The 14,317-nt window shown below is 72.3% G+C and carries 12 protein-coding genes and 1 pseudogene; 7 read left to right on the top strand and 6 right to left on the bottom strand.

From position 1 onward, the window contains the following. A pseudogene (locus AB0M52_RS18310) lies at positions 1 to 258 on the bottom strand (DUF4129 domain-containing protein); the annotation flags it as partial. Continuing rightward, positions 255 to 1,100, bottom strand: coding sequence for a hypothetical protein (locus AB0M52_RS18305; protein WP_363954735.1), 846 nt, complete (start codon positions 1,098 to 1,100; stop codon positions 255 to 257). The pseudogene AB0M52_RS18310 and the gene AB0M52_RS18305, both read right to left, overlap by 4 nt. Before the next feature lie 211 nt (positions 1,101 to 1,311). Between AB0M52_RS18305 and mtrA the strand changes: the two genes are divergently transcribed. From mtrA to raiA, 5 genes are all read left to right on the top strand, one after another. After that, the gene (mtrA, locus tag AB0M52_RS18300) at positions 1,312 to 2,001 is read left to right on the top strand and encodes an MtrAB system response regulator MtrA (protein WP_013731734.1); all 690 of its coding nucleotides are present in this window, start codon (positions 1,312 to 1,314) and stop codon (positions 1,999 to 2,001) included. Between the two features lie 12 nt (positions 2,002 to 2,013). Continuing rightward, positions 2,014 to 3,771: an MtrAB system histidine kinase MtrB gene (mtrB, locus tag AB0M52_RS18295; RefSeq protein WP_363954732.1), complete on the top strand. Its 1,758-nt coding sequence runs from the start codon at positions 2,014 to 2,016 to the stop codon at positions 3,769 to 3,771. Then, on the top strand, positions 3,768 to 5,570 hold the full coding sequence (locus AB0M52_RS18290) for an LpqB family beta-propeller domain-containing protein (protein ID WP_363954729.1): 1,803 nt from the start codon (positions 3,768 to 3,770) through the stop codon (positions 5,568 to 5,570). The genes mtrB and AB0M52_RS18290 overlap by 4 nt, the downstream gene beginning before the upstream one ends. A 6-nt stretch (positions 5,571 to 5,576) precedes the next feature. Further along, positions 5,577 to 6,275 carry a ComF family protein gene (locus AB0M52_RS18285; protein WP_363954726.1) on the top strand — a complete coding sequence of 233 codons (699 nt, stop codon included), beginning with the start codon at positions 5,577 to 5,579 and terminating at the stop codon, positions 6,273 to 6,275. Positions 6,276 to 6,526: 251 nt separating this feature from the next. After that, positions 6,527 to 7,147, top strand: coding sequence for a ribosome-associated translation inhibitor RaiA (raiA, locus tag AB0M52_RS18280; RefSeq protein ID WP_363954723.1), 621 nt, complete (start codon positions 6,527 to 6,529; stop codon positions 7,145 to 7,147). Between the two features lie 99 nt (positions 7,148 to 7,246). Here raiA and AB0M52_RS18275 read toward each other — a convergent pair whose 3' ends face one another. Further along, positions 7,247 to 8,359: a GNAT family N-acetyltransferase gene (locus AB0M52_RS18275; protein WP_363954720.1), complete on the bottom strand. Its 1,113-nt coding sequence runs from the start codon at positions 8,357 to 8,359 to the stop codon at positions 7,247 to 7,249. Continuing rightward, positions 8,356 to 9,501: a GNAT family N-acetyltransferase gene (locus AB0M52_RS18270; RefSeq protein ID WP_363954717.1), complete on the bottom strand. Its 1,146-nt coding sequence runs from the start codon at positions 9,499 to 9,501 to the stop codon at positions 8,356 to 8,358. The genes AB0M52_RS18275 and AB0M52_RS18270 overlap by 4 nt, the downstream gene beginning before the upstream one ends. A gap of 170 nt (positions 9,502 to 9,671) precedes the next feature. Here AB0M52_RS18270 and secA point away from each other — a divergent pair, with 170 nt between their 5' ends. Further along, positions 9,672 to 12,602, top strand: coding sequence for a preprotein translocase subunit SecA (gene secA / locus AB0M52_RS18265; RefSeq protein ID WP_363954715.1), 2,931 nt, complete (start codon positions 9,672 to 9,674; stop codon positions 12,600 to 12,602). Positions 12,603 to 12,795: 193 nt separating this feature from the next. Here secA and AB0M52_RS18260 read toward each other — a convergent pair whose 3' ends face one another. Both AB0M52_RS18260 and AB0M52_RS18255 read right to left on the bottom strand, forming a co-directional pair. Beyond that, on the bottom strand, positions 12,796 to 13,473 hold the full coding sequence (locus AB0M52_RS18260) for an Rv3235 family protein (protein ID WP_363954712.1): 678 nt from the start codon (positions 13,471 to 13,473) through the stop codon (positions 12,796 to 12,798). A gap of 122 nt (positions 13,474 to 13,595) precedes the next feature. Next, positions 13,596 to 13,823 carry a helix-turn-helix domain-containing protein gene (locus AB0M52_RS18255; RefSeq protein WP_204034581.1) on the bottom strand — a complete coding sequence of 76 codons (228 nt, stop codon included), beginning with the start codon at positions 13,821 to 13,823 and terminating at the stop codon, positions 13,596 to 13,598. A 348-nt stretch (positions 13,824 to 14,171) separates the two neighbouring features. Between AB0M52_RS18255 and AB0M52_RS18250 the strand changes: the two genes are divergently transcribed. Next, on the top strand, positions 14,172 to 14,317 hold a 146-nt coding region (locus AB0M52_RS18250), incomplete at its 3' end, for a GH25 family lysozyme (protein ID WP_363954738.1).

Below are 14,317 nucleotides of genomic sequence, written 5' to 3'. Positions count from 1 at the left end.
GATGCTGGCCGGCGGTGCGACCGGCTGCGGCAGGTCGGTGGCGGGCGCGGGTGCGGTGCTGGCGGCCGCCGGCCGGGCCGGCCGCCTGGGGCGTCGCCGACGCAGCCGGGGCAGCCGGCGGGGCACCCATTCGGGGTGGGTGTACCAGGCCGTCGCGGCCAGCGCCGTGCCCAGCACCAGCAGCAGCGTGGCCAGTGGCAGGGGTAGCTGGTCGCCGAGGGCCGCCGTGGTCTCGGTCCACCACCGGCTGAAGCTCATCCGCGCACCGCCAGCAGGGCCGCCTGCGGTACGCCGGCCGGCGCGCGGGAGAGGTGGATGTCCAGCCCCTCGGTGCGGATCCGGGTCTCCAGGTGGACGACCGCGTCGAGGCAGGCCAACGCGGCGTAGGCGACCGCGTTCACGCCCGCCCAGACCAGCACGGCCACCGCGACGGCCCAGCCCGCCGTGATCAGGCCGAGCGTGGACAGCCCGGTGAACAGGCCCCAGCCGAGGCCGACCCGGATGATCCACCAGACGAGGTAGCCCAGCACCCGCAGGGCGGCGCCGCGACCGTCGACCCGCAGCGCGAGCGTGGCGGAGCGGGCCACCGCGCGCAGCGGCCCGACCCGGTCGAGCACCAGCGCCGGGGTCACCGCGCCGAGCAGGGCGAAGCCGACGAACCAGGCCGGGCCGAGCAGGGCTGCGAGCAGCATCGCGGTGCCGACCAGCGGGCAGAGCAGGGCGGTGGCGCCCCAGCGGGCGCCGGTGGGTCGCAGCAGGTGCCGGGCGGTGGCCCGGTGGCCGAGCAGCGCGTTGCCGGCGGCGCGGGTGGCCGGGTTGCCGAGCAGCATGATGATCATCGCCTCGGTCGCCGCGCCGACGCCGAGCAGGAACCAGAAGGGGGCGAGGCCGCCGAGGTCGGGTACCCACCACAGCGGCGGGCTGACCCCGACGGCGGTGCGCAGCGGCAGCAGGAGAAGCTGCTCGCCGACGGCCAGCGCGGCAGCGAGCGGGAGCAGGGCGGTCGCGTGCCCGCGCAGCAGCAGTACGGCGGAGTCGAGCAGTTCGCCGACGGTGAGCGGGCGGCCGGGGAGTACGGCGGTCGGGCCTGTTTCGGGCACGCGTACTCCTGGAGCCGGGGGCGGTGGCGCGCGACGGCGTAGCCAGGGATCATGGTGCCACGCGCGGTGCGCCCGGGTGGAGCCCCGCCCGGTGGGGCGGCTCGCGCAGGCAGTGCAACCGGCCGGTGCTGGGCACAGGGCGCATGTGGGCAGTAGCGTGCCGGGTGACGCCGAACCCACTTGACCTGAACGGGATGGAAACATTAACCCCATGAGAGCCCGGGTACTGGTGGTCGACGACGACCCCGCGCTCGCCGAGATGCTCGGCATCGTCCTGCGCAGCGAAGGCTTCATGCCCTCCTTCGTGGCGGACGGGGAACGGGCCCTGGCCGCGTTCCGCGACAACCGGCCCGACATCGTCCTGCTCGACCTCATGCTGCCCGGAATGAGCGGCATCGACGTGGCGCGGGCGATCCGCGCCGAGTCGGGAGTGCCGATCGTCATGCTGACCGCCAAGAGCGACACGGTCGACGTCGTGCTCGGTCTGGAGTCGGGGGCGGACGACTACGTGGTCAAGCCGTTCAAGCCCAAGGAGCTGGTGGCCCGGATGCGGGCGCGGCTGCGGCGCGGCGAGGACGCGGCGCCGGAGCTGCTCACCATCGGCCCGCCCGGCAACCAGATCGCCATCGACGTGCCGGCGCACACGGTCAGCCGCAACGGTGAGGAGGTGAAGCTCACGCCGCTGGAGTTCGACCTGCTGGTCGCGCTCGCTCGCAAGCCGCGTCAGGTCTTCACCCGGGAGGTGCTGCTGGAGCAGGTCTGGGGATACCGACACGCGGCGGACACCCGGTTGGTCAACGTGCACGTGCAGCGGCTGCGCGCCAAGATCGAGCCGGATCCGGAGCGGCCGGAAATCATCCTCACCGTGCGGGGCGTGGGCTACAAGGCGGGTACCGGATAGCCTGGTCACACTGTGACCACCTCCCCGATTCCGGATCTTGACACGACGTCCCGCCGGCGTGGTGCCGGGTGGGAGCTGTGGCGTGGGCTGAGCGGTCGGGTCGCCCGGTTGCTCGCCGGGCTGCACCAGACCTGGCGGCGCTCGTTGCAGGTGCGTGTAGTGACCATCACGCTGGTGGCGTCCAGCCTGCTGGTCGGCGGGTTCGCGTACCTGATCGCCGACAAGATCACCAGCATCCTGCTGGACAACGCCAAGACCGACGTGCAGCTGCGGCTGACCAGCGGCGCGGAGTACGCGGCGAAGCAGTTCAGCCTCTACAGCCAGGCCCAGGAGGCCCAGCTCCAGGAGACCATCGACGGGACGGTCAACTACCTGGCCGGCGGTGACCCGCAGCAGACCAGCGGGGTGGTGGTGGCGATCACCGCGGAGAACGAGGACGCGATCCAGCCGCGCACCTCGCCCGCGGTGGACATCCGGTCGCTGATCAGCCCCGAACTGCGGGCCGCGGTGGCTGGCGGCCATGTGGCCAACCAGATCCGGACCGGCCGCGTCACCGCTGACGGGCCGACGACGAAGTACCTGGTCTACGGCTCTCCGGTGCCGACCCGGTTCGGTCAGGTGGAGCTGTACTACTTCGTACCGCTGACTCTGCAGGACCAGACGGCCGGTCAGGCGCGCGCCACCGTGGTGGGCACCGGGGCCGCCCTGGTGCTGCTGCTCGGCCTGCTGGCCGCGCTGGTGACCCGGCTGGTGGTGACCCCGGTGCGGGTGGCCGCCCGCACCGCTCAGCGGCTCTCCGCCGGGCTGCTCGACCAGCGGATGGCGGTCAACGGCGAGGACGATCTGGCCCTGCTCGCCGCGTCGTTCAACCAGATGGCCACCAACCTGCAACGGCAGATCCTGCGTCTGGAGGAGATGTCCCGGTTGCAGCGCCGGTTCACCTCGGACGTCTCGCACGAGCTGCGGACCCCGTTGACCACGGTCCGGATGGCCGCCGACCTGATCTTCGCCGAGCGGGACGAGTTCGATCCGGCGGTGGCCCGCAGTGCCGAGCTGCTCCAGGCCGAGCTGGACCGGTTCGAGGAACTGCTGACCGACCTGCTGGAGATCAGCCGGTTCGACGCGGGTTTCGCGGTGCTCGACGCCGAGCCGACCGACCTGGTGCCGGTGGTGCACCGGGTGGTGGATCGGCTGTCCGGGCTGGCCGAGCGCGTCGGGGTGGCCATCGAGCTGGACGTCCCGGCGGCCCCGGTGATTGCCGAGATCGACCCGCGCCGGGTCGAACGGGTGCTGCGCAATCTGGTCGGCAACGCCGTCGAGCACGGCGAGGGCCGGCCGGTGCGGATCACCCTGGGGATGGACGAGACCGCCGTCGCGCTCACCGTCCGCGACCACGGCGTCGGGCTCAAGCCGGGCGAGGAAAAGCTGGTGTTCAACCGGTTCTGGCGGGCGGACCCGTCCCGGGCTCGGCAGACCGGCGGCACCGGGCTGGGGCTGTCGATCAGCCTGGAGGACGCCCGGCTGCACGGCGGCTGGCTGGAGGCGTGGGGCGCGCCGGGGCAGGGGGCCCAGTTCCGGCTCACCGTGCCGGCGCGGGCCGGTGACCGGCTGACCACCTCGCCGCTGCGCCTGGTGCCGGCGGACGCCACGCTGCCGTTCGGTGGGGCGCCGGCCAGCAGCGGCCTGCTGGCCATCGGGCCGGGCCCGGGCGGGGCGCTGGCGGTTGACCCTGCGCCCGTCCCCGAGCAGCGCGCGGAGGTGGGTTCGTGAGGCGACGGTTGTTGGGTGGCGTGCTGGGCGGAGCGCTGATCATGACGGCGGTCGGCTGCGGCATTCCCGACCGCACCGAGGTGCAGATCGAGCAGCGCGGGCCGGCCGCCGAGACGAACTGGTCGTTGGGACGGGGGCTCGACCCGCCGACGCGGGAGGCCAGCGGCAGCGATGCCGAGGTCTTCGTGCGGAACTTCCTGGCCGCGGCGGCAGGCGAACCGGATCGGGCGTACGAGCGGGTCAAGCGGTTCATCGCGACCGCCGACAAGGCCAGGTTGCAGGAGAAGCAGGGCAGCGAGGTGGCGCTGTCGGTGGTACGGCTCACCGACGACCCGGTGATCAAGCCGGACGTCGACAGCATGAAGGTCACCATCTCCGTGCAGCAGGTCGGCCTGTTGCGGGCCAACGGCATGCTGGTGCCCCCGCTGGCCACCGAGTCGACGTACGAGTTCCGGCTGGTCAGAGCTGGCCCGGCGGGCCAGGACGACGGCGGCTACTTCGTCAGCGACCCGCCGAACGTGCTGCTGCTCAGCGACGAGGCGCTGCGCCTGTACTACCAGGCGGAGTCGATCTACTTCTGGAGCTCCGACCGCTCCCGGCTGGTGTCGGACCAGCGGTATCTCCCCTCGGCCGTGCCGGCCGAGCGCCGGGTGAGCGAGGTGGTCCGGTGGCTGACCGCGGGCCCCTCCGAGTGGCTGCGGGTCGGTGTCTCCGGCCTGCCTGATCGCACCGAAATGATCAACAATGCCACCGGTGCGGACGGCCGGTGGGAGGTCAACCTCGACATGCCCGGCGTCGACGACGAACGGCTGAGCCAACTCGGGATCCAGCTGGCCTGGTCGCTGCCCGAACTCGTCCGCACCCTGGAGATCAAGATCCTCAACCAGTCGCGCAAAACGATCGACCTGAGCGAGCAACGGGCGGCGTACCCGCTGTACGAGCTCGACGACAGCGCCTGGCGGTTCTGTGTCTACGAGGGGGCGATCCACCCGCTCGCGTTGGCCAACGAATCCGCCGGGGCGGTGCCGGTGGCCGCCGAGGCGAACCGCAACGTGGTCTCCGCGGGGCTGCGCCGCGTCGGCAAGGACAAGGATGTCCTGGCCGCCCTGGTGGTGGCCGGGGCGAACGGACGGCAGCGGCTGGCCGTCGGCCGTGGTCAGAATGCGGTGGAGGTCTTCTCGACGGCCGAGTCCGACCACGCCAAGATCGGCCGGCCGGTCTGGCTCCGCGGCGACGACGGCCGGTCGTACGGGCTGGTGGTCGCCGACGGCAAGCTGTACCGCTTCGACGACCAGGCGGTGATGCGGCCGGTGCAGCTCGGACTGGCCGACCAGGTCAGCGCGGTGGCGGCGGCCTTGGACGGGCACCGGATCGCCCTGATCGTCGGTGGCGCGCTGCATGTCGCCACGATCAGTTGGGAGGGTGGGCTGCCCACGGTCGGTCCGGCCCGGCGTCTGGTCACCTCCCTGGTCAACCCGACTGCGGTGGACTGGTCCGGGGAGAACCGGCTGGTGGTGGCCGGCTCGGCCGGCCGTCCGGCGATCTACGACGTCAGCCTCGACGGCGCGCTGGAAACCCGGCTGCGGGAAGACGTGGGCACCGACGTCACCCACCTGGCCGCGTATCCCAGCACCCCGTATCCCAGCACCCCGCTGGCCGGTTCGTTCATGTACGAGGCCAACGGCGTCGCCTACCGCAACCCGTCCGAGCAGATCCGACGTGAGCAGGTCCAGGACGTCACCCCGCCGCCGGCAGGGGTGCGTGCGGGCAGCCCGACTGCGCCGTTCTTCCTCTACTGAGTCGCCGTGCTGGGCGGGCTGTGGGCGGACCTGACCGACCTGGTGCTGCCCGCGGAGTGCGCCGGCTGCCGGGACCGCCGGTCGGGGCTACGGCACGGGGTCTGCCCGGACTGCGTGACCGCGCTGCGGGCGTTGCGCCCCGGGCCGGCGCGGCCGACACCGGCCCCGCCGGGGCTGCCGCCCTGTCACGCCCTCGGTGCGTACGGCGGGCCGCTGCGGGAGACGCTGCTGGCGTACAAGGAGCACGGCCGGCACGCCCTGGCCCGGCCGCTGGGTGCCCTGCTCGCCGAGGTCGTGGCGGCGGCGGTCGGCCCGGTGCGCCCGGTGGTGCTGGTGCCGGTGCCGGACACCCCGCAGGCGGCCCGGTCCCGCTACGGCGACCACCTCGGTCGGCTGACCCGGCACTGTGCGCGGCGGCTGCGCACGGCGGGTTGGCCGGTGCGGGTACGGCGTCCGGTGCGCGCGGTGCCCCGGCCGGACTCGGTCACGCTGGACAGCGCCGCGCGGGCGGCGGCGGCCACGGCGGCGTTCCGGGCCCGGCCGGGTGCCGGCCCGGTGCCACCGGGGTCGAGCGTGGTGCTGCTGGACGACATCGTCACCACCGGGGTCACCCTCGCCGCGGTGAGTCGCGTGCTGACCGTGCACGGGCTGTCGCCATCGGTGGCGGCGGTGCTGGCCGCGACGGAGAAAAGGCACCAGCGGTGACCGATTGTGTTTCCGTTTCACCCCTTCGTGTATGAGCTGTGGAAATTCACAGCCGGTCTTGGCGACTGGGGGTGACGGCCGGGCAAACAGGAGTTAGCGTTTGGCTGTCGGGGGTAGGAAGGCCATCCCACCCACCCCTGGCGGTGAAAGGAGGCGTAGCCGTATTGACCGGTCGACGCCGAGTGGGGCCATCCCCGGGGCGGCGCGACCGGAGTTCTCGGATCAACGACCGTCCGAAAGAGGGAGGTCACGTGGACATCGTGGTCAAGGGCCGTAACGTCGAAGTGCCGGACCATTACCGGGTGCACGTAGCAGAGAAGCTCGCGAAGATCGAACGCTACGACCACAAGCTAATCCGTGTCGATGTCGAGCTGTTTCACGAGCGCAATCCGCGCCAGGCCGACCATTGCCAGCGGATCGAGATAACCTGCGTCTCCCGTGGCCCGGTAATCCGGGCGGAGGCCTGCACCAACGACTTCTACAGCGCGCTGGACGCGGCGATCGCCAAACTCGACGCCCGGCTGCGCCGCGCCGCCGACCGGCGCCGGGTCCACCGTGGTCGGCACGCGCCGCTGTCGGTCGCCGCCGCCACCGCCGGCCTGCCGGTGACCGACCTGCCCGCGCTGGCAGACGCCGGCACCGCCACCGCGGTCGCCGAGCGGCCCGAGGAAGAGTACGACGACGACCAGCCCTGGCACATCGCCCGGGAGAAGGTCCACCCCGCCGAGCCGATGACCGTCGACGACGCCCTGTTCCAGATGGAACTCGTCGGCCACGACTTCTACCTGTTCCAGGACAAGGAATCCGGCCGTCCGAGCGTGGTCTACCGGCGGCACGCCTACGACTACGGCATCATCTCGCTGGCCCTCTGACCGGTGACGCCGGCTCGGGTCGGGGTCGCCCCGACCCGAGCCGCCGTGCCGGGCCCTTTGCAGAGCGACACCGTCGCCCCGCGCCCCACTGGGTGCCGGTCAGTCCGCCAGGTCGGTGGGCAGCAGGCCGAAGACCGTCGAGTCGTTCCGGCTGCCGGCCGCGCCGGGCAGCCGCCCGCGGAGCAGCCCCTCGCGCCGGAAGCCGGCCTTCTCCAGCACCCGCTGGGAGCCCACGTTCTCCGGCAGGGTGCCCGCCCACAGCCGGACCAGACCGACGTGGTCGAAACCCCACCGGGCGAGCAGCCGTACGGTGCGGGTGGCGTAGCCGCGCCCACGCCACTGCGGGAGCAGGCTGTAGCCGAGCATCGCCTGGCCACTGCCGGGCTGGTCGTGGACCAGCGCGCAGCCACCGGCGACGGCCCCCGACGTCGCGTCGAGGATGGTCATGCTCGCGACCGTGCCGACCAGCCACTGGCTCTCCGCGCCGCGGGCGCGCCGGTCGATCTCGTCCCGGGTGGGCGGCTCCGGCGGTACCCGGCTGGCCACCACCTCCGGACCGGTGTGCAGGCGGTACATCTCGTCGTTGTCCTCCGGGCCGAGGCGGCGCAGCGCGACCACGCCGTCGGTGAGCCGGCCGGCGGGCAGATCCGGCAGCGGGCGCGGGGACGGCCCAGGTGGGTCGTCGGCGAGGCGTACCCACACCGTCAGGTCCCGCCGGCCGCCACCCCGCACCGGTCCGCCCGACCGGCGTACCCCCTCGGGCCGGAACCCGGCGGCCAGCGCGACCCGCTGGCTGGCCGCGTTCTCGACGTCGGCGAGCAGTTCCAGCCGGGCGGTGCCGGCGGCGAAGGCGTGGGCGGCCAGCGCCCGGGTGGCCGCGGTGGCCACCCCCCGGCCGCGCGCCCACGGCGCGACCCAGTAGCCGATCTCGGCCTGGCTCCGCTGCGGCACCGGGTGGCTCAGCCCGACCGTGCCGAGCAGCCGGTCGGTGGCCGGGTCGGCGATGGCGTACGCGGCGCCACCGGCGGTGAACGCCGCCGGCGCGCCTTCGGTGACCCAGTACCGGGCGTCGGCCTCGGTGTACGGGCTGGGCAGGGCGTCGAGGTAGCGCTGAACCAACGGATCGGCGCAACCGGCGGCGATGTCGGCGACGTCGTCGAGGCGGAACGGACGCAGCCGTATCCCGTACGCCTCGATCGTCGGCGGGGTCATGCCAGATCCTCGGCGAGCAGCGCGCCGACCCAGGCGTCGACCCGGGTGCCCCGGTGGTCGAGCCCGCCCCGGGCGGTGCCCTCGACGGTGAAGCCGGCCTTCTCGGCGACCCGGCGGGAGGCGGCGTTGCCGACGTTGGCCCGCCACTCGACCCGGGCCAGCCCGAGCGTGGCGAAGCCCCAGGCGGTCACCGCGGTCAGCGCCGCCGGCTGGTAGCCCCGGCCGCGGGCGTGCGGCGCGGTCATGAAGCCGACGTCGGCCAGCAGCGGGTCGGTGGCCGAGAGCCGCAGGTCGATCGAGCCGGCGTAGCGGTCCCACGGGTCGGCGATCACGAAGCTGATGGCGGTGCCACCGGCCCAGCCGTCCCGGCAGAGAGTCAGGAACGATTCGGCCTGGGCCCGGTCGTAGCTCTCCGGGACGGTGGTCCAGCGCAGGGTGTCCGGATCCTGGCAGGTCGTCACCACCGCGTCGAGGTCGCGTTCCTCCAGCGGGCGCAGGCGCAGCTCATGTTGCCCGGCGGTGGCGAAGAGGATGGGCTGTGGCCGGCCGAAGAGGGCCGCCCGACGGGCCTCTATCGTGCCCGGGCCGGCCGGCCCGACCTCGCCGGCGGCCGGCACCTCGCCGGGCAGCAGCGAGCCGAACCACTCGTAGGTGCCGTACTCCGGGTCCGCGGCGCGGAGCCGTCCCTCGATCCGGAAGCCGGCTCGGCGGGCGACCAACCGGGAGGCGTGGTTCCCGGCCAGGGCTCCCCAGATCAGCCGCCGCAGCTTCAGTTCCTGGAAGGACCACCGGGCCACGGCCCGGACGGCGCGCACGGCGACCCCCTGCCCGCGTGCCCACGGCGCGGTCCAGTACCCGATCTCGCTGAGCTCGTGGTTGCGGTCGATGGTGTTCAGACCACAGGCGCCGAGCAATTCGCCGGTGGCGGCGTCACAGACCGCGAAGGGCGCGCCGGTGTCAAGCTCCCACTGCCGCGCCCGGTCGGCAACGAACCTCTGCGCGTGTTCGGGCAGGTACGGGCTCGGCACGGTGGTCCAGTGCTGGATGTCCGGATCCTGGCAGGCGCGGTACACCGGGTCTGCGTCGCCGTCTCGCCACGGGCGCAGCACCAGGCCGTCCTCGGTGATCTCCACGGGCTCCATTCGACCCATCGTGCCGGATCGTTCGCCCACGGCGTAACCGGAAAAGCGGGGCGCGGGTGGGCCTGAGGCGTGTTATGTCGGTTTCGCGGTTGCTGACCACCGCCACCAGTGACCATCGGCCCGGTGGAACGCCTACGATGGTTCGAGACTGTCTAGGGGAGCGTTGATCCGTGTCGATTCTGGAAAAGGTCCTCCGCGCGGGCGAGGGGCGCATGGTGCGCCGGCTCAAGGCGATTGCCGCCGCCGTCAACTCGATCGAGGACGACTACGTCAACCTCACCGACGAAGAGCTGAGCGGCATGACCGCGCAGTTCAGGGAACGGCTCGCCGAGGGCGAGACCCTGGACGACCTGTTGCCCGAGGCGTTCGCGGTCTGCCGGGAGGCAGCGGCGCGGGTGCTCGGCCAGCGGCCGTACGACGTCCAGGTGATGGGTGGAGCGGCGCTGCACTTCGGCAACATCGCCGAGATGAAGACCGGTGAGGGCAAGACCTTGACCTCGGTCATGCCGGTCTACCTCAACGCGCTGTCCGGCAAGGGCGTGCACGTGGTCACGGTCAACGACTACCTGGCCCAGCGTGACGCCGCCTGGATGGGCCGGGTGCACCAGTTCCTCGGGCTGACCGTCGGCGTGGTGCTGCCCAACCGACCGGCTACCGAGCACCGCGCGGCGTACGAGTGCGACATCACCTACGGCACGAACAACGAGTTCGGCTTCGACTACCTGCGCGACAACATGGCCTGGTCGAAGGACGAGCTGGTCCAGCGCGGCCACAACTTCGCCGTCGTCGACGAGGTCGACTCCATCCTGATCGACGAGGCCCGTACTCCGCTGATCATCTCCGGCCCGGCCGAGCACTCCGCGCGCTGGTACGGCGAGTTCGCCGCGGTGGTGGCCCGCCTGCAGTCGGGCAAGGACGGCGAGGGCGACTACGAGGTCGACTACTCCAAGCGCACCATCGCGGTCACCGAGCGTGGCGTGGCCAAGGTCGAGGACCGGCTCGGCATCGACAACCTCTACGAGTCGGTGAACACTCCGCTGGTCGGCTACCTGAACAACGCCATCAAGGCCAAGGAGCTGTACAAGCGCGACAAGGACTACATCGTCAGCGACGGCGAGGTCCTGATCGTCGACGAGTTCACCGGCCGCATCCTGCACGGTCGTCGCTACAACGAGGGCATGCACCAGGCGATCGAGGCCAAGGAGGGGGTGGAGATCAAGCAGGAGAACCAGACGCTGGCCACCATCACCCTGCAGAACTACTTCCGCCTCTACGACAAGCTCTCCGGCATGACCGGTACCGCCCAGACCGAGGCGGGCGAGTTCAACAAGGTCTACAAGGTCGGCGTGGTGACCATCCCGACCCACCGGCCGATGGTCCGGCAGGACCGGGCCGACGTCATCTACAAGACCGAGAAGGCCAAGTTCAACGCGGTGATCGAGGACATCGCCGAGCGGCACCAGGCCGGGCAGCCGGTGCTGGTCGGCACCGTCTCGGTCGAGAACTCCGAGATCCTGTCCCAGTTGCTGCGCCGCCGCGGCATCCCGCACGCGGTGCTGAACGCGAAGTTCCACGCCCGCGAGGCGGAGATCGTCGCCCAGGCCGGCCGTAAGGGCGCGGTCACGGTGGCCACCAACATGGCCGGCCGAGGCACCGACATCCTGCTCGGCGGCAACGCCGAGTTCCTCGCCGCGAGCGAGTTGCGCCAGCGCGGCCTCGACCCGGTGGAGAACGCCGAGGAGTACGAGAAGGCGTTGGAGGAGGTCCTGCCGAATTGGAAGCAGGCCTGCGACGTCGAGGCCGATGAGGTGGCCGCCGCCGGCGGGCTGTACGTGCTGGGCACCGAGCGACACGAGTCCCGGCGGATCGACAACCAGCTGCGCGGCCGCTCCGGCCGGCAGGGTGACCCGGGCGAGTCGCGGTTCTACCTGTCGCTGCAGGACGAGCTGATGAAGCGGTTCCGTTCCGGCGCGGTCGAGGCGGTGATGGAGCGCTTCAACATCCCGGAGGACGTGCCCATCGAGTCGAAGATGGTCACCCGCCAGATCAAGAGCGCGCAGGCCCAGATCGAGGGGCAGAACGCCGAGATCCGCAAGAACGTCCTCAAGTACGACGAGGTCATGAACAAGCAGCGCCAGGTGATCTACGCCGAGCGGCTGCGCGTACTCAACGGCGAGGACCTCTCCGACCAGGTCCGCAACATGATCGACGACGTGGTCGAGGCGTACGTGCGGGGGGCCACCACGGAGGGCTACGCCGAGGACTGGGATCTCGACCAGCTGTGGTCCAACCTCAAGCAGCTCTACCCGGTGGGCGTCACCGTCGAGGACCTGGAGGAGGAGGCCGGCGGTTCGCGCGCCAGCATCGACGCCGACTTCCTGGTCGCCCAGCTCAGGGAGGACGCGAACGCCGCGTACGACCGGCGTGAGGAGCAGCTCGGCACCGAGGGCACCCGGCAGCTGGAGCGGATGGTGCTGCTCCAGGTCATCGACCGCAAGTGGCGTGAGCACCTCTACGAGATGGACTACCTCCAGGAGGGCATCAGCCTGCGGGCGTACGCCCAGCGCGACCCGGTGGTGGAGTACCAGCGCGAGGGCTTCGCCATGTTCACCACCATGATGGAAGGCATCAAGGAGGAGACGGTCGGCTTCCTCTACAACCTCGACGTGCAGGTCAACGAGCCGGAGCCGGAGGCCGAGGAGGTCCAGCTGCTGGACCGGCCGGTGGAGATCCGGGCTAAGGGCCTGGGCCGTGCGCCGCAGCAGCAGGGGTTGCAGTACTCCGCGCCGACCATCGACGGTGAGGCGGGCGCCGGTGCGGTCGCCGTACAGCGCGACGACCAGCGGGCCCCGGCGCTCGGCATCGGGAGCCCGGAGCCGACGACGCCGGCGGCACCGGGGCGGACGGCCCCGACGGCGCCTCAGCGCCCGGCCGGCGGCCTGCGTGGCCCGGGGGTCGCGTCGACCACCGCCCGCCAGGCGGCGGCGTCGGGGCAGGCGAGCGCGAGCAACGGCCCGTCCCGCAACGCGCCGTGCCCCTGCGGTTCGGGTCGCAAGTACAAGCGCTGCCACGGCGCCCCGGGCGGCACCTCGGCCAGCTAACTGGTCAGGCCGGCAGCCAACCTGGTTTGCTGGCTGGTAGAGGCGGAAGCTGACCGGTCGGGGCTGGTTGAGTCCCCACCGTGACGGTTTGACGGAGCCGTGGTCCCAGTGACCACGGCTCCGCCGCGTCTGGCCCCCAGGTCGATTGTCGCGAGCCTCAGGCGGCAGACCTGGGGGCGGTCGCGCGGGGCGGTCAGAGGACGCGGAGATCGGTGCAGAGCCAGGTGCCGCGCCGGTGTTCCAGGCGCAGCGCCATCGCCCAGGTGCTGCCGGCGGGGCCGGTGAGCACGGCGGCGGCCTCGATGGCGGCGGGGCGCGGCTCGCAGACCCGAAGCCGGCGCAGCCGGAGGCCTGGCCGAGTCGAGCGGCGTCGTGCCGGGGCGCCGCGAGCGGTGGCTCGGGCCAGCTCGGGCAGTAACTGTGCGGATCGGGCCGGGTCGAGTTGGCGCCGGAGCTGCACCGGCGGCCGGAAACCGTTGAAGACCTCCAGGCAACTGGCGACGAAGCGGTGGGCCACCCGGGTGGCTGCCGGGGTGGCCGTCGCCAGGGCTCCGGGCGGCAGGTGCCGGGCCGGCTCGTGGCCCGGCCCGGACGGCGTCGGGCGGGTGCGCGCCCCGGGTTCGCCCGACGCCGGCGTGCCCGCCAGGCCGGCCCCTGGACCGGGGGCGACGGTACGCCGGGTGGGCGGCCGGTCGGGCTCGCGGCGGGTGGGCCATCGTTGGGCGGCCGCGAAGAGATCGAGGGCGAGCTGGCCGTGCGCCGGGCCGGGCCAGCCGCTGGTGTCCTCGTCCATGAAGGGAGGGTCGAACGCGGGCGCCGGGCGCAGCCGCACGGGTGGACGGGCCGGCCCGGGTCGCCGTGGGTCGGTCATTGCGCTGCCCCCTGCTCCTTGTGCCAGCCGTGGATTCTTACGTTTGCCTTCGTTTGCCTCCGATCGGCTTCATTCTCGGCCAAGATGAAGCCCGCGGTCAATGGCCCGGCGTGGTTCTGCGGCTACTCGGGGTCGCGCTCGGCCAGCGGGTTGCCGCGTACCCACTCGGCGGTCTCCGCGTACTTGCGTTGGATGTATTCCTCCAGCCGGGCGCGCTCCACGCGCCACTGGCCCCGCCCGCCGATCTTGATCGCGGGTAGTTCGCCGCTGCGGACCATGTGGTAGACCTGCGAGTCCGACACGTTCAGCTCGGTGGCCACGTCGGACAGGAGCAGGAACCTCGGCTCCACGAAAACTCCCCGGGTTGGTGTCGTTTGCCTCAGTTTGCCATCGCCGGCTGCTTTCGGCGTAACCTACCCGGGCCGGCGGGGCGCGGCCGACCCGAGCCTCGGACACACCCGACCTCGGTCGGAACTTCCACCGGGGTGGGTGCGGGGTGTATGACGGTCACGGCGTACGGCGTGGGCGTGCGTCCGGCCGGCGGCGTCGCCGGCCGGCGGAGCGGAGCGGGGGAGACCAACGGTGACCGACGAGCTTGTCCGGGTGTACGTGCCGGCGACCGTGCCGATGCTGGCCAGGCTGCCCGAGCACGGCCTTGCCGCGGCGCAGGCGCACGCCGTGACTCCGTCGCTGCGCGAGTGGTACGCCGAGGGCGACGAGGAGGAGCTGGAGTACGTCGCCCACGGCCGGGCATCCAGTTCGCCTACATCAAGGCCACCGAGGGTACGAGCTACAAGGACCCGAGGTTCAACGCGAACTACGTCAACTCGTACAACGCCGGGGT

This window comes from Micromonospora sp. NPDC051296 (genome assembly GCF_040682255.1).
Lineage (GTDB): Bacteria > Actinomycetota > Actinomycetes > Mycobacteriales > Micromonosporaceae > Micromonospora > Micromonospora craterilacus.
Note: the sequence above shows the minus strand (reverse complement) of the source record. Positions and strands in the feature narration are given on the sequence as shown.